General features: G+C 54.2%; 15 protein-coding genes. 11 read left to right on the top strand and 4 right to left on the bottom strand.

Annotation, left to right across the window (positions count from 1 at the left end; translation table 11 throughout):
* Positions 1 to 60: 60 nt before the first annotated feature.
* Positions 61 to 1,506 (top strand): metalloprotease TldD, encoded by a 1,446-nt coding sequence (tldD, locus tag HMPREF3096_RS09220; protein ID WP_008806685.1) that lies wholly within the window; start codon positions 61 to 63, stop codon positions 1,504 to 1,506.
* A gap of 35 nt (positions 1,507 to 1,541) precedes the next feature.
* Here tldD and aaeR read toward each other — a convergent pair whose 3' ends face one another.
* Positions 1,542 to 2,471, bottom strand: coding sequence for an HTH-type transcriptional activator AaeR (aaeR, locus tag HMPREF3096_RS09215; protein ID WP_008806684.1), 930 nt, complete (start codon positions 2,469 to 2,471; stop codon positions 1,542 to 1,544).
* Between the two features lie 131 nt (positions 2,472 to 2,602).
* Here aaeR and aaeX point away from each other — a divergent pair, with 131 nt between their 5' ends.
* The 4 genes from aaeX (at position 2,603) to HMPREF3096_RS09195 (ending at position 6,074) form a co-directional block, all read left to right on the top strand.
* Positions 2,603 to 2,806, top strand: a complete 204-nt coding sequence (aaeX, locus tag HMPREF3096_RS09210; protein ID WP_002918640.1) for a p-hydroxybenzoic acid efflux pump operon protein AaeX — start codon at positions 2,603 to 2,605, stop codon at positions 2,804 to 2,806.
* 7 nt (positions 2,807 to 2,813) lie between these two features.
* Complete coding sequence (aaeA, locus tag HMPREF3096_RS09205; RefSeq protein WP_008806683.1) at positions 2,814 to 3,746, top strand: p-hydroxybenzoic acid efflux pump subunit AaeA; 933 nt, start codon at positions 2,814 to 2,816, stop codon at positions 3,744 to 3,746.
* Positions 3,747 to 3,751: 5 nt separating this feature from the next.
* On the top strand, positions 3,752 to 5,719 hold the full coding sequence (aaeB, locus tag HMPREF3096_RS09200) for a p-hydroxybenzoic acid efflux pump subunit AaeB (RefSeq protein ID WP_008806682.1): 1,968 nt from the start codon (positions 3,752 to 3,754) through the stop codon (positions 5,717 to 5,719).
* A 79-nt stretch (positions 5,720 to 5,798) separates the two neighbouring features.
* The gene (locus HMPREF3096_RS09195; RefSeq protein WP_008806681.1) at positions 5,799 to 6,074 is read left to right on the top strand and encodes a barstar family protein; all 276 of its coding nucleotides are present in this window, start codon (positions 5,799 to 5,801) and stop codon (positions 6,072 to 6,074) included.
* Between the two features lie 193 nt (positions 6,075 to 6,267).
* Here HMPREF3096_RS09195 and yhcN-B read toward each other — a convergent pair whose 3' ends face one another.
* The 3 genes from yhcN-B to argR all read right to left on the bottom strand — a co-directional run bounded on the left by yhcN-B (position 6,268) and on the right by argR (position 7,740).
* Positions 6,268 to 6,534, bottom strand: coding sequence for a DUF1471 family stress response protein YhcN-B (yhcN-B, locus tag HMPREF3096_RS09190; protein WP_008806680.1), 267 nt, complete (start codon positions 6,532 to 6,534; stop codon positions 6,268 to 6,270).
* A 98-nt stretch (positions 6,535 to 6,632) separates the two neighbouring features.
* Positions 6,633 to 6,896 carry a peroxide/acid stress response protein YhcN gene (gene yhcN / locus HMPREF3096_RS09185; RefSeq protein ID WP_008806679.1) on the bottom strand — a complete coding sequence of 88 codons (264 nt, stop codon included), beginning with the start codon at positions 6,894 to 6,896 and terminating at the stop codon, positions 6,633 to 6,635.
* A gap of 373 nt (positions 6,897 to 7,269) precedes the next feature.
* Positions 7,270 to 7,740: a transcriptional regulator ArgR gene (gene argR / locus HMPREF3096_RS09180; RefSeq protein WP_002918625.1), complete on the bottom strand. Its 471-nt coding sequence runs from the start codon at positions 7,738 to 7,740 to the stop codon at positions 7,270 to 7,272.
* A 414-nt stretch (positions 7,741 to 8,154) separates the two neighbouring features.
* Here argR and mdh point away from each other — a divergent pair, with 414 nt between their 5' ends.
* The 6 genes from mdh (at position 8,155) to ttdB (ending at position 13,535) form a co-directional block, all read left to right on the top strand.
* The gene (mdh, locus tag HMPREF3096_RS09175) at positions 8,155 to 9,093 is read left to right on the top strand and encodes a malate dehydrogenase (protein WP_008806678.1); all 939 of its coding nucleotides are present in this window, start codon (positions 8,155 to 8,157) and stop codon (positions 9,091 to 9,093) included.
* A gap of 131 nt (positions 9,094 to 9,224) precedes the next feature.
* Positions 9,225 to 9,854: a GntR family transcriptional regulator gene (locus HMPREF3096_RS09170; RefSeq protein WP_032731326.1), complete on the top strand. Its 630-nt coding sequence runs from the start codon at positions 9,225 to 9,227 to the stop codon at positions 9,852 to 9,854.
* Positions 9,841 to 10,506: a GntR family transcriptional regulator gene (locus tag HMPREF3096_RS09165; RefSeq protein ID WP_008806676.1), complete on the top strand. Its 666-nt coding sequence runs from the start codon at positions 9,841 to 9,843 to the stop codon at positions 10,504 to 10,506. Before HMPREF3096_RS09170 ends, HMPREF3096_RS09165 begins: the two co-directional genes overlap by 14 nt.
* 211 nt (positions 10,507 to 10,717) lie before the next feature.
* A complete protein-coding gene (locus HMPREF3096_RS09160; RefSeq protein WP_008806675.1) occupies positions 10,718 to 11,986 on the top strand; it encodes an SLC13 family permease in 1,269 nt (422 codons plus the stop codon).
* 32 nt (positions 11,987 to 12,018) lie between these two features.
* The gene (gene ttdA / locus HMPREF3096_RS09155) at positions 12,019 to 12,918 is read left to right on the top strand and encodes a L(+)-tartrate dehydratase subunit alpha (RefSeq protein ID WP_070544398.1); all 900 of its coding nucleotides are present in this window, start codon (positions 12,019 to 12,021) and stop codon (positions 12,916 to 12,918) included.
* Complete coding sequence (gene ttdB, locus HMPREF3096_RS09150) at positions 12,918 to 13,535, top strand: L(+)-tartrate dehydratase subunit beta (RefSeq protein ID WP_008806673.1); 618 nt, start codon at positions 12,918 to 12,920, stop codon at positions 13,533 to 13,535. Before ttdA ends, ttdB begins: the two co-directional genes overlap by 1 nt.
* Positions 13,536 to 13,716 lie beyond the last annotated feature (181 nt).

Genomic DNA, 13,716 nt, shown 5'->3' with positions numbered 1-13,716 from the left:
CTCAATAGATCGCCTTCTGTATTTCCGCCTGTCAGGCGGCAACAAACGAGTAGCATAACGATGAGTCTGAACCTGGTAAGTGAACAATTACTGTCGGCAAATGGCCTGAATCATCAGGATCTGTTTGCCATTCTTGGTCAACTGACCGAGCGCCGCCTCGATTACGGCGATCTCTATTTTCAGTCGAGCTATCACGAATCCTGGGTTCTGGAAGACAGCATCATTAAAGATGGGTCGTACAACATTGACCAGGGCGTAGGCGTGCGCGCCGTCAGCGGCGAAAAAACGGGCTTTGCCTATGCGGACCAGATTAGCAAGCTGGCGCTGGAGCAGAGCGCCCAGGCGGCGCGGACGATTGTGCGTGATACCGGTAATGGCAAAGTGCAGACCCTGGGAGCCGTTGAGTACAGCCCTTTGTACACCAGCATCGACCCGCTGCAGAGCATGAGTCGGGAAGAGAAGCTGGATATTCTGCGCCGGGTGGACAAAGTCGCCCGGGCGGCGGACAAGCGCGTGCAGGAAGTTTCGGCCAGCCTGAGCGGCGTTTATGAGCTGATTCTGGTGGCCGCCACCGACGGCACCCTCGCCGCGGATGTTCGCCCGCTGGTGCGCCTTTCGGTCAGCGTGCTGGTGGAAGAGGATGGCAAGCGTGAGCGCGGCAGCAGCGGCGGCGGTGGACGCTTTGGCTATGACTATTTCCTCGCCTCCCAGGAGGGCGACGTGCGGGCTGATGCCTGGGCGAAAGAAGCCGTGCGCATGGCGCTGGTGAACCTTTCGGCAGTCGCCGCCCCGGCGGGGATGCTGCCGGTGGTGCTCGGCGCCGGCTGGCCTGGCGTCCTGCTGCACGAAGCGGTCGGCCATGGGCTGGAAGGTGATTTCAACCGTCGCGGCACCTCGGTCTTTAGCGGCCATATGGGGGAATTAGTTGCCTCTGAGCTGTGCACCGTGGTGGATGATGGCACCATCGTCGATCGTCGCGGGTCGGTTGCCATCGATGACGAAGGCACGCCGGGGCAATACAACGTGCTGATCGAAAACGGCATCCTGAAAGGCTATATGCAGGATAAGCTCAATGCGCGTCTGATGGGCGTCGCGCCGACCGGTAACGGCCGTCGCGAGTCGTATGCTCATCTGCCGATGCCGCGTATGACCAATACCTATATGCTGGCGGGCCAGTCGACGCCGCAGGAGATTATCGAGTCGGTCGATTACGGTATCTTCGCGCCTAACTTTGGCGGCGGGCAGGTGGATATCACCTCCGGTAAGTTTGTCTTCTCTACCTCCGAAGCCTATCTGATCGAAAAAGGGAAGGTCACGAAGGCGGTGAAAGGGGCCACGCTGATCGGCTCCGGGATTGAAACCATGCAGCAGATTTCGATGGTAGGGAATGACCTGCGGCTGGATAACGGCGTTGGCGTTTGTGGCAAAGAGGGCCAGAGCGTGCCGGTGGGCGTCGGCCAGCCGACCCTGAAGGTCGATAATCTTACCGTCGGCGGTACCGCCTGATCCTGACCAGGTTCCCGGCCCTGCCGGGAACCGCTTCACCGGGCGATCCCGCGCCCGTGCATGCCCTGATAGATCTTCGCCACGTCGACAAAATACTCTGTCAGATAGTTGATACAGACCTGCACTTTCAGCGGCAGTTTATCCTTTTCCGTATACAGCGCGTAGACCGGCCGCGGATCGGACTGGTAGCTGGGCAACAGGATCTCAAGCTCGCCGCGGTTGATCTCTTCGATCGCCCACATCAATGGTACATAAGCGATACCCACCCCGGCTGTCAGCCAGCGTATCAGCGTCATGGGATCGTTGGTCACAAAGCGCCCCTGCGGGATCAGGCGGGTTGAGATCCCTTCCGGGGCGATAATTTCAAATTCGTTATCCGGACGTACGCTATATTCGAGCCATGAATGGCTGGCGAGGTCGGCCGGTTTCTCCGGATTGCCTGCCTGCGCCAGATAGCTTTTGGCGGCGCATAATACCATCGGCATTGAGCCCAGGCGGCGGGAAAAAAGGCTGGAATCCTGCAGGGCCCCCACGCGGATCACCACGTCAAGGCCGTCGGCGATCAGGTCAGGGGCTGGTATGCCGGTGACCAGATTGACGGAGAGTCCGGGGTATTCTTTCAGCATTTCCGCCGTTATGCGCGCCAGAACATTTTGTGCCATAGTTGAAGAGCAACCGATGCGCAGCGTCCCGATGGGGGTGTTATTAAATGCGTATAATTGCTCATGGACATCCTGCGCTTCAAACAGCATCCTACGGCAGCCCTGGTAATAGATTTTACCTGCTTCAGTTAAGCCAAGGCTGCGGGTGCTGCGGTTGAGCAGCTTTACCTGCAGCTCATCTTCCAGTTTGGCTACGGTCTGACTGATCGAAGAAACGCTCATCTGAAGCTGGCGGGCCGCCGCGGTGAATGAACCTAATTCGACCACTTTGGCGAAAACGGACATGCGTTTTAATCGTTCCATTATTCACTCTGGCTTAAAAGTGATTTAGATCACACATTGTAGATAATGCGGCAATCGTTACGTTAATATATTGTTAGCTACATAATAAACGCATCTGCTCACTACCTGTACGCTTCTTATTCAAGGTCATCATGAGTCTGTTTCCTGTCATCGTGATTTTCGGCTTATCGTTTCCGCCGATCTTCTTCGAGTTGCTTTTGTCGCTGGCCATCTTTTGGCTGGTGCATCGACTGCTGGTTCCGACCGGCATTTACGATTTTGTCTGGCACCCTGCACTGTTTAATACGGCGCTATATTGCTGCCTTTTTTATTTGATATCGCGCTTGTTCGTTTGAGGTTGATGTGAAAACACTAACAAGAAATATCCTCCGTACCGCTATTACCGTGATACTGGTCATTTTGGCTTTCGTGGCGATTTTCCGCGCCTGGGTCTATTACACCGCTTCGCCGTGGACGCGGGATGCGCGCTTTAGTGCTGACATTGTGGCGATTGCCCCTGACGTCTCCGGGCTGATTTCCCAGGTAAACGTCAAGGATAACCAACTGGTTAAGAAAGACCAGGTATTGTTCGTTATTGACCAACCTCGTTACCAAAAAGCGCTGGCGGAGGCGGAAGCCGATGTCGCCTACTACCAGACCTTAGCGCAGGAGAAGCGCGTTGAAGCGGGTCGGCGTAATAAGCTGGGCATACAGGCGATGTCGCGGGAAGAAATAGACCAGGCGAACAACGTGCTGCAAACCGTTGAGCATCAGTTGGCGAAAGCGGTAGCCAGCCGCGATCTGGCCAGGCTGGACCTCGAGCGCACAGAAATTCGCGCCCCCGCGGATGGCTGGGTGACCAACCTTAACGTCTATACCGGGGAGTTTATTACCCGTGGCTCCACGGCGGTGGCGCTGGTGAAAGAGAATACGTTTTACGTCATGGCCTATCTGGAAGAGACCAAGCTGGAAGGCGTCCGCCCTGGCTACCGTGCGGAGATTACCCCGCTTGGCAGCAGCAAAACCATTAAAGGGACAGTGGACAGTATCGCTGCAGGGGTGACCAACGCCAGCAGCAGCAGCGACTCGAAAGGGATGGCCTCGGTCGACTCCAACCTTGAGTGGGTGCGTCTGGCGCAGCGTGTGCCGGTGCGTATTCGCCTCGACCAGCAGCAGGGCAATCTGTGGCCATCGGGCACCACGGCGACGGTGGTGATCACCGGTAAAGAAGACCGCGATACCAGCCGGGCCAACTTCTTCCAGAAACTGGCTATGCGCCTGCGCGAATTCGGTTAATCGCTATGGGGACATATACCATTGCTCCCCGGCATCTCCGCTTTGCCATTAAGCTTGCATGCGCGGTGGTGCTGGCGCTGTTCGTCGGTTTCCATTTTCAGCTCGAAACACCGCGCTGGGCAGTACTGACGGCAGCGATCGTCGCCGCCGGGCCGGCCTTTGCTGCCGGCGGCGAACCTTACTCGGGCGCGATCCGCTATCGTGGGATGTTGCGAATTGCCGGGACCTTTATTGGCTGTATTGCGGCGCTGATTATCATCATCCTGATGATCCGTGCGCCTCTGCTGATGATGCTGGTTTGCTGCCTGTGGGCCGGGTTTTGTACCTGGATTTCGTCGCTGGTTAAGGTCGAGAACTCCTATGCCTGGGGACTGGCCGGGTACACTGCGCTGATTATCATTATCACCATCCATACCAATCCGATGCTGGCGCCGCAGTTTGCTGTCGAACGCTGTAGCGAAATTGTCATCGGTATTGTCAGCGCTATCGTCGCCGACCTGTTGTTCTCTCCACGTTCGATTAAAAAAGAGATCGACCTTGAGCTGGATAACCTGCTGATTGCGCAATATAAGCTGATGCAGTTATGCGTCGCCCACGGTGAAAAAGAGGAAGTGGATCAGGCGTGGGGCGCGCTGGTGCGTCGCACTACGGCGCTGGAAGGTATGCGCAGTAATCTGATCATGGAATCCTCTCGCTGGGCTAAGGCGAATCAGCGTCTGAAGGCGATCAATACCCTCTCATTAACGCTTATCACCCAGGCTTGCGAGACCTACCTGATTCAGAACTCGCGCCCGGAAATGGTGACGGATGACTACCGTGAGCTGTTCGCCGAGCCGGTGGAGACAGTGCAGGACGTCCACCAGCAGCTGAAGCGTATGCGCCGTTTTCTGACCTGGAAAGGCGAGCATAATACGCCCGTCACCATCTACAGCTGGGTGGGTGCCGCTACGCGCTACTTATTGCTTAAGCGCGGCGTGGTGGGTAACACCAAAATCAGTCGCATTGAAGATAGTGTGCTGCGCGGCGAAGCGGTGGTCAAAGTGGAATCTGCTGAGCGCCACCATGCGATGGTGAACTTCTGGCGTACCTCCGTCTCCTGTATCCTCGGGACGCTGTTCTGGTTGTGGACAGGCTGGACCTCAGGCAGCGGCGCGATGGTGATGATTGCCGTCGTTACCGCGCTGGCGATGCGCCTGCCTAACCCCCGAATGGTGGCGATGGACTTCCTTTATGGCACCCTGGCGGCGTTACCGCTGGGTACCCTGTACTTCCTGGTGATCATGCCGGCGACGCAGCAGAGTATGCTGCTGCTCTGTATCAGCCTGGCGGCGATGGCGTTCTTTATCGGTATCGAAGTGCAGAAAAGGCGTCTCGGATCGCTGGGAGCGCTGGCGAGCACCATTAACATTCTGGTGCTGGATAACCCGATGCAGTTTCAGTTCAGTCAGTTCCTCGACAGTGCGCTGGGGCAGATCGTCGGCTGTTTCCTTGCCCTGATGGTCATTCTCATTGTCAGGGATAATTCTCGGGCCAGAACCGGTCGGGTGCTGTTGAATCAGTTTGTCTCTGCGGCGGTCTCTTCGCTGACAACGAACTCGGCGCGTCGTAAAGAGAACCATCTGCCCGCGCTCTATCAGCAGTTGTTTTTATTGCTCAATAAGTTCCCCGGCGATGTCGCCCGCTTCCGTCTGGCATTGACGTTGATTATTGCCCATCAGCGCCTGCGTGATGCGCCCGTGCCGGTGAACGACGATCTGTCGGCCTTCCATCGACAGCTGCGACGTACCGCAGATCATGTGATCTCCGCCGGGAGTGATGATAAGCGTCGGCGCTACTTTACCCAGCTGCTGGCTGAGCTTGATGTCTATCAGGAGAAGTTGCGGGTCTGGGAGGCTTCGCCGCAGGTGACCGAGCCCGTGCGGCGGCTGGTTGAGATGTTGCACAAGTACCAGCATGTGCTGACCAGCAGTTAACCCCTAAACCGACGCCCAGGCGTCGGTTTTTTTATCGCTATACTTAACGGCGACAGGAAGAGAAGCGGGAGGGGCTGCCATGACCACCTATACGTTTGATTTTGACGAAATCGCCGAACAACAGGATTTCTACCGGGAGTTTTCCCGAACCTTTGAGCTGGCTCAGGATAAGGTCAACAACCTCGATTCACTGTGGGACGCGGTGACTGGTGGGCTGCTGCCATTGCCGCTGGATATTGAGTTTATTCATTTAAACGACAAGCAGCGTCGGCGCTTCGGCGCGCTGATTTTATTATTTGATGAAGCAGAAGAGGAGCTGGAGGGGGAGTTGCGCTTTAACGCCCGGCATGGCTAAACGTTCATTTCTAATCTGTTGAATATTGGTGAAGGCTTCCCTCCAGAGGTTGCGCGCCTCGCCGACCGTGACGGACGTGTTTCTGAACCAGGGGAGCGTATTTAGACATCGCTGTTCCGGACGGGTCTGGCGATGAACCAAAAAAAAGCCCCCGGCAGGCGGGGGCAAGTCGTCGAAATAAGACGACGAGGGTTTATTTGTACAGCTCAGCGGTGGCGTGCCAGCTATCGCCGGTACGTGCTTCAATAATACGGTAGCTGCTGGCGCCTTCTTTCTCGGCTTTAGCGGCCAGCTCCTGACGCATGTCCATTGGCGCACTACCTACCTGGGATACGGAGATGGTGCCCATGGACTGCAGGTTTTGTGCTTGTTCAGCGTTAACTTGCTGAACGGCCGCGCTTGCGCCGAAAGAGAGAACGGAAGCCAGGCCAAGGGATGCGATGATCATTGCGCGTTTCATAATCTTTACTCCAGTCTTTGTTTTGCCGCGGCGGGGGATGTATGCGCCCAGGCCGCGGTAGAGAATCTGTGTCGGGTTAGTCGTTGACGAACTACAACTTATTTATAAAGCTCAGCGGTGGCATGCCAGTGGTCGCCAGTGCGGGCTTCGATAATGCGATAAGAAGAAGCCCCTTCTTCCTGCGCTTTCTTGTTCAGCATTTCATGCATATCCATCGGGGAAGAGGCTACCGCGCCGACGGAAACTGTGCCGATGGCCTCGCGGCCCTGGGCTTGCTCGCTGTTGATAACGTCAGCGGCAAAAGCGCCAAACGACACGACGGACAGGATGCTGAGTGCTGCTACAGTGGTTTTGATTTTCATGATGTTCACCTCGTCGAATCTTTTTGTTGAGGGTCTTTGTTTCGTGACCCTCATCACAAAACCAAGTATACACTAATCACCAAAAATATTAATACCATGCTAATTGTTTTGCGCGTTAATAGTTACAATGAATTGCGCTTTTTATAACCTATAAGAATTAAAAATGACAACTTATCCGCAGTGATAAGATTTATTTCTAATAAAATCATAAAGGTATGCGAATTTGATCTTTTGTGCGTTTTAGGCGTTTCCCTTAAGTAAAAGAACGTATAGACGCGTTAAATCACACAAAATGTTAAATAATTGTTGGATTGAGGGGCGTGAGAGAGAAAGAAAGGGTAGTCGCCCTCTGACGATTGCCAGAGGGGAATACTCAGAGTTCCTGTTCGAACAGGACCAGGATGGCGTCGTGCAGATCTTTCACCGTAAAGCCGCGCGCAGGGGTGGTGAAGATGGTGTCATCCCCGGCGATGCTGCCGAGAATACCTTCCGCCTTGCCCAGCGAGTCGAGAAGACGGGCAATCAGCTGCGCCGCGCCGGGGCTGGTGTGAATCACCACGACGGCATCGTTATAGTCGATATCCAGCACCAGATTTTTCAGCGGGCTGGAGGTGGTCGGCACGCCAAGCTCAGCAGGCAGGCAATAGACCATTTCCATTTTGGCGTTACGGGTACGAACCGCGCCAAATTTGGTGAGCATGCGGGAGACCTTCGATTGGTTGATATTCTCGAAGCCTTCTTCCTGCAGCGCCTGGACGATCTCACCCTGCGAGCTGAATTTTTCTTCTTTAAGCAGCGCTTTAAACGCTTTAACCAGTTCTTCTTGTTTTGCCGAACTTCGCATAAGTCACCCAGATTATGGTGGTAAAAACAACATCATTATGCATAACCGTGAATTTTTATGCAAATAATCCGCAACGGGATAGGTCAATAATGTTATGAAGGGGGCATATTTTAGCAAAAAAACCATATAAGGAACATGTTCACATCACAACGCTTAAAGCCATGTAAAAGTAAATGAAATGTTATTGAGTTGGTGTTGTTTTGCGCAACTGGCTGGGTGTATTGTAACCAACAGTCGATCCGGTACTTCGCTTTGCTGGATGGTCAGTCAGGAAGCATAAAGTGCGCCGCTGTTCTATTGCTACGCACAATAATGCATTCTTCAGCCATAATCATTGTAATTGTTCATCTTGTGAATTAAGGTCCAGGCGACGGAATAACGAAAGACTAAATTAACCATAATAAGGAGTTTAGGATGAAAGTTGCAGTCCTTGGCGCCGCCGGTGGTATCGGCCAGGCGCTTGCCCTACTACTTAAGACCCAACTGCCTTCAGGTTCAGAGCTCTCGTTGTACGACATCGCTCCGGTTACGCCGGGCGTGGCGGTAGATCTAAGTCATATCCCCACAGATGTAAAAATTAAAGGATTTTCCGGTGAAGATGCTACCCCGGCGCTGGAAGGCGCTGATGTGGTGCTGATCTCCGCGGGCGTAGCGCGTAAGCCCGGCATGGATCGTTCCGACCTGTTTAATGTGAATGCCGGCATCGTTAAGAACCTGGTGCAGCAGATTGCCAAAACCTGCCCACAGGCCTGCATCGGTGTTATCACCAACCCGGTGAATACCACCGTGGCTATCGCCGCCGAAGTGCTGAAAAAAGCCGGCGTGTACGATAAAAACAAGCTGTTCGGCGTCACCACGCTGGACATTATCCGCTCCAATACCTTTGTCGCTGAGCTGAAAGGTAAATCGGCAACCGAGGTGGAAGTCCCGGTCATTGGTGGTCACTCCGGCGTCACCATTCTGCCATTATTGTCGCAGATCCCGGGCGTCAGCTTCAGCGATCAGGAAGTGGCCGATCTGACTAAACGCATTCAAAATGCCGGTACCGAAGTCGTGGAAGCGAAAGCGGGCGGTGGGTCGGCGACGTTGTCGATGGGTCAGGCGGCTGCGCGCTTTGGTCTCTCTCTGGTTCGCGCGATGCAGGGAGAGAAAGGTGTGGTGGAGTGCGCCTACGTGGAAGGCGACGGCCACTATGCGCGTTTCTTCTCCCAGCCGCTGCTGCTGGGGAAAAACGGCGTGGAAGAGCGACAGTCTATCGGCAAACTCAGCGCCTTTGAGCAGCAGGCGCTGGAAGGCATGCTGGACACCCTGAAGAAAGATATCGCGCTCGGCGAAGACTTCGTCAACAAGTAACCTCGCACGTGCAAAAAAGCCGGAACCGTTGTTCCGGCTTTTTATTGCCTCACTTTTCGCCTCCATGCGCCAGCGGTCGGGCAAATCTGCTAAAATCCCCCGCGTTTTAAGCCACCAGCCATGAGGACAGCGTGAAAAAGATCGAAAGAAAACAGACCCGGGACCAAATCGCGCAGATGATTCGTTATCAGATCCTCTCCGGCGCCATGAAACCCGGGGAGGAACTGACTCAGGAGAACATCGCGGAACAATTGGGACTTTCACGTATGCCGGTTAGGGAAGCGCTACAGTCCCTTGAACAGGAAGGATTTCTGGTGCGCTTGCCTAACCGACATATGCAGGTCTCCACGCTGGCCGTCGAGGATGTGAGCCATATTTTTCGCGTTATCGCGGTGATGGCTGCTGAACTGTTTGCCCTCGTGCCGGCAAATCAGGGGGAATTACTTCGCGCGCGCGTGCAGGAGCTGGCGCGTGCTGGCGATAATGCCGGTGAACTGGCGTTTCATCAGTTGCTGATTTCCTATCTTGATAACCGCTATCTGGCAAAGGCGTATCAGCAATTTTTGGACGGTTATATTTCCTATGTCATTCTGTACCTGAAAGAGGATGGCCAGGAGTCGGCGCAGATCCTGAACGAACTGGCGAGCGCCATTGGCCATGGCGAAGGCGAAAAAATTGCTCAGGCAACACAGCGTTATTTCCTTATGCTTGCGGAGATAATGCGTCAACATATGAAGGATTGGGAAAGTGCAGAAGCCTAAATTAGGGAAAATTAAGCTTCTTTCCGCGAAGGAGCAGGTGGCGGCGGTTTTGCGTAAAGCGATCCTTTCGCGGGATTTAGTGGAAGGGCAGGAAATTACCCTTGAAGGGATTGCCAAAATGGTTGGCGTTTCCAGCATGCCGGTACGTGAAGCGTTTCAGATTTTAGCCGCCGATGGTCTGATTCAAGTGCGGCCGAATAAAGGTGCGGTGGTGCTGGGGATTAATGAGCAGACTATCCGCGAGCATTACGAAATTCGCGCTGTACTGGAAAGTGAAGCGGTGGCGAAAGCTTCTCGTCCAGGGACCGATATTTCACGCATCGCTCAGGTTCACTATGCCGCAGAGAAGGCGCTGGCAGACAATAATTCTGCTGAATATTCCGACCTGAACCAGGCCTTCCACATGGAGATCTGGAACGCGGCGGGAAATGAAAAAATGAAGATGCTGCTCTGCAACATGTGGAACGGACTGTCGATGGGGCACAAGGTGACCGAAGAAGAGTACGCCGTCATTTCCCTCCGTGAACATAAAGCGATCTTACAAGCGCTTGAGCAGCATAACGAAGCGCTGGCCCGTCAGCGAATGCATGAGCATATCATCCGCTCGATGGAGAATATGCTCACGCGTTACCTGCCCGATCCTGCTCCCTGACCGGATCGATCGCCAGCGAATAGCTGGCGTTTGTTATATTTATCAACGTTATTAATTCCTCAACGTGACGATCTGCGCAGGATCTTGATGTAGATCTCATTGCGCGATCATTCCACAAAAACGCATTGACTTACTTTTTGCATGGGAATAATTTCTCCCTCGTCAATATTGGATACAATATCATATATCATTGATAGGAAGAATTATAAGTATGGAACCGATTACCATCACCCTATGTTTGCTGGTGTTCGCTATCGTCATGTTCGTCTGGGAGAAAGTGCCGCTGGCAGTGACTTCCATGGTGGTTTGTGTGGCGTTAGTGGTCACTGGCGTATTGGATCTGAAGCAGGCCTTTGCCGGTTTTATCGACAGCAATGTCATTCTTTTTGTCGCCATGTTCGTCGTCGGCGGGGCGTTATTTGAAACCGGGATGGCCAATAAAGTCGGCGGGGTGATCACTCACTTCGCCAAAACCGAAAAACAGCTGATTTTCACCATCATGGTGGTGGTCGGCGTGATGTCGGGCTTTCTTTCCAACACCGGTACGGCGGCGGTGCTGATCCCGGTCGTCATTGGCGTGGCCGCCAAATCGGGGTTTTCCCGCTCGCGTCTGCTGATGCCGCTGGTGTTTGCTGCCGCGTTGGGCGGCAACCTGTCGCTGATTGGCGCCCCGGGCAACCTGATCGCGCAATCGGCCTTACAGAACATCGGCAGCGGCTTCGGTTTCTTTGAGTATGCGAAAGTGGGTCTACCGATGCTGGTCTGCGGCATCCTCTATTTCCTGACCATCGGCTATAAGTTTTTGCCCAATAATCCAAACAGCGGGGAAGTGGGCAGCGTCGGCGAACAGCGGGATTACAGCCACGTTCCACGCTGGAAGCAGATCCTGTCCCTGGTGGTGTTGATCGCCACGATCCTCGGCATGATTTTCGAAAAACAGACCGGCATTAGCCTGGCGGTGGCCGGCTGTATCGGTGCCCTGGTGCTGGTGGTTACCGGGGTGCTGACGGAAAAGCAAGCTTACAAAGCTATTGATTCACAGACTATTTTTATTTTCGGCGGCACCCTGGCGCTGGCAAAGGCGCTGGAAATGACCGGGGCGGGCAAGCTGGTGGCTGACCAGGTTATCGGTCTGCTGGGCAACAACTCCTCGCCGTTCATGCTGCTGGTGGTGGTCTTTGCCCTCTCCGTGGTGATGACCAACTTTATGTCCAATACCGCCACCGTCGCGCTGTTGGTGCCGGTGAGCCTGTCGATTGCCGCCGGTATGGGCGCCGATCCGCGTGCGGTGCTGATGGCGACGGTGATTGGAAGCTCCTGCGCCTATGCGACGCCGATCGGGATGCCCGCCAATATGATGGTGCTGTCGGCCGGGGGCTATAAGTTCGTCGATTACGCCAAATCCGGCATCCCTCTGATTATCGTTTCCACCATTGTCAGCCTGATCCTGCTGCCAATCCTTTTCCCTTTTCATCCGTAACTTACGGACGCTGTTCTGACTAAGGAGCCTTTATGAGCAAAAGCGAACAGATATCCCGCATGACCGACATCATGGCCAGATTTGTGGGATATACCGGCAAAGTATTGCCTGATGACGTCACGGCAATACTAAAAGAGTTGCATAAGAAAGAGACCAGCCAGCTGGCGGACGTCATCTTTACCACCATGATTGAAAACCAGCGTCTGGCGAAAGAGCTGGATCGTCCCTCCTGCCAGGATACCGGCGTGATCCAGTTTCTGGTGGAGTGCGGCGCCAACTTTCCGCTGATCGGCGAACTGGAAGCGCTGCTGCGCGAATCGGTGATCAAAGCCACCGTCGACTCCCCGCTGCGTCATAACAGCGTCGAGACCTTTGATGAATACAACACCGGCAAAAACGTTGGCAAAGGGACACCCACCGTTTTCTGGGAGATCGTCCCGGATTCCGATCAGTGCAGCATCTACACCTATATGGCTGGCGGCGGCTGCTCGCTGCCGGGTAAAGCGATGGTGTTAATGCCTGGCGCTGGCTATGAAGGGGTGACCCGCTTTGTGCTGGATGTGATGACCAGCTATGGCCTGAACGCCTGTCCGCCATTGCTGGTTGGCGTTGGGGTGGCAACGTCGGTGGAAACCGCGGCGCTGCTGTCGAAGAAAGCGCTGATGCGCCCGATTGGCTCGCACAATGATAACGAACGGGCGGCATCGCTGGAAAAAATGCTCGAAGACGGCATCAACAAAATCGGTCTGGGCCCGCAGGGGATGTCCGGCAATACCTCCGTGATGGGCGTCAATATCGAAAATACCGCACGCCATCCTTCCACCATTGGCGTGGCGGTCAACGTCGGCTGCTGGTCGCACCGCAAAGGACATATCGTTTTCGATAAAGACCTGAACTACACCATTACGTCTCACACAGGAGTGGCATTCTGATGGCTAAAAAAATACTCACTACGCCCATTAAAGATGAAGATTTAGCTGATATTAAAGCGGGCGATATCATTTATCTCAACGGCCATATTGTGACCTGTCGCGATGTGGCTCATCGTCGCTTAATTGAGGGCGGGCGTGAATTACCGGTCAATGTTGCCGGTGGCGCGATATTGCATGCCGGGCCGATTGTGCGACCGATTAAAGGTTCGGAAGATAAATTTGAAATGGTCTCCGTTGGGCCGACCACCAGTATGCGCATGGAGAAATTTGAAAAAGAGTTTATTGCCAGGACTGGCGTGAAATTAATCGTTGGTAAAGGCGGTATGGGGAAGGGAACCGAAGAGGGTTGCGCCGAGCATAAAGCCTTGCACTGCGTGTTCCCGGCCGGCTGCGCGGTCGTCGCCGCGGTCTGCGTGGAAGAAATCGAAGATGCGCAGTGGCGTGATTTAGGGATGCCGGAAACCTTATGGGTATGTCGTGTGAAAGAGTTCGGGCCGTTAATTGTCTCAATCGATACCCACGGCAATAACCTGTTTGAGCAGAATAAAGTGATCTTTAATCAGCGCAAAGACATTGTCGCCGATGAAATCTGCAAACATGTGAGCTTCATTAAATAACCCCGATTGAATATATAGCGCAGTAATGGCAGCGGCAGCTGACTGCTAAACAGAGGCTTCTGACCAGGCGGTCCGGGGAAATCCACTCGGCTAACGCGGTCTGCTGTTAGCCATTATTGCGCCCCCTCCCAAAGGCTATTTTATGACTAACAATGCCGTCCTGTTAGGCGAAGGCTTCACC

The organism is Klebsiella sp. HMSC25G12 (assembly GCF_001807705.1).
Classification (GTDB): Bacteria; Pseudomonadota; Gammaproteobacteria; order Enterobacterales; family Enterobacteriaceae; genus Klebsiella; species Klebsiella variicola.
This window is presented reverse-complemented; position numbering and strand designations above follow the sequence as displayed.

Coding starts and splice junctions, on each gene's coding strand:
- HMPREF3096_RS09195 (WP_008806681.1), top strand. CDS start 5,799: ATGACCACCTATACGTTTGATTTTGACGAAATCGCCGAACAACAGGAT.
- mdh (WP_008806678.1), top strand. CDS start 8,155: ATGAAAGTTGCAGTCCTTGGCGCCGCCGGTGGTATCGGCCAGGCGCTT.
- ttdB (WP_008806673.1), top strand. CDS start 12,918: ATGGCTAAAAAAATACTCACTACGCCCATTAAAGATGAAGATTTAGCT.
- HMPREF3096_RS09160 (WP_008806675.1), top strand. CDS start 10,718: ATGGAACCGATTACCATCACCCTATGTTTGCTGGTGTTCGCTATCGTC.
- yhcN (WP_008806679.1), bottom strand. CDS start 6,896: ATGAAAATCAAAACCACTGTAGCAGCACTCAGCATCCTGTCCGTCGTG.
- aaeB (WP_008806682.1), top strand. CDS start 3,752: ATGGGGACATATACCATTGCTCCCCGGCATCTCCGCTTTGCCATTAAG.
- aaeX (WP_002918640.1), top strand. CDS start 2,603: ATGAGTCTGTTTCCTGTCATCGTGATTTTCGGCTTATCGTTTCCGCCG.
- tldD (WP_008806685.1), top strand. CDS start 61: ATGAGTCTGAACCTGGTAAGTGAACAATTACTGTCGGCAAATGGCCTG.
- yhcN-B (WP_008806680.1), bottom strand. CDS start 6,534: ATGAAACGCGCAATGATCATCGCATCCCTTGGCCTGGCTTCCGTTCTC.
- argR (WP_002918625.1), bottom strand. CDS start 7,740: ATGCGAAGTTCGGCAAAACAAGAAGAACTGGTTAAAGCGTTTAAAGCG.
- aaeR (WP_008806684.1), bottom strand. CDS start 2,471: ATGGAACGATTAAAACGCATGTCCGTTTTCGCCAAAGTGGTCGAATTA.
- ttdA (WP_070544398.1), top strand. CDS start 12,019: ATGAGCAAAAGCGAACAGATATCCCGCATGACCGACATCATGGCCAGA.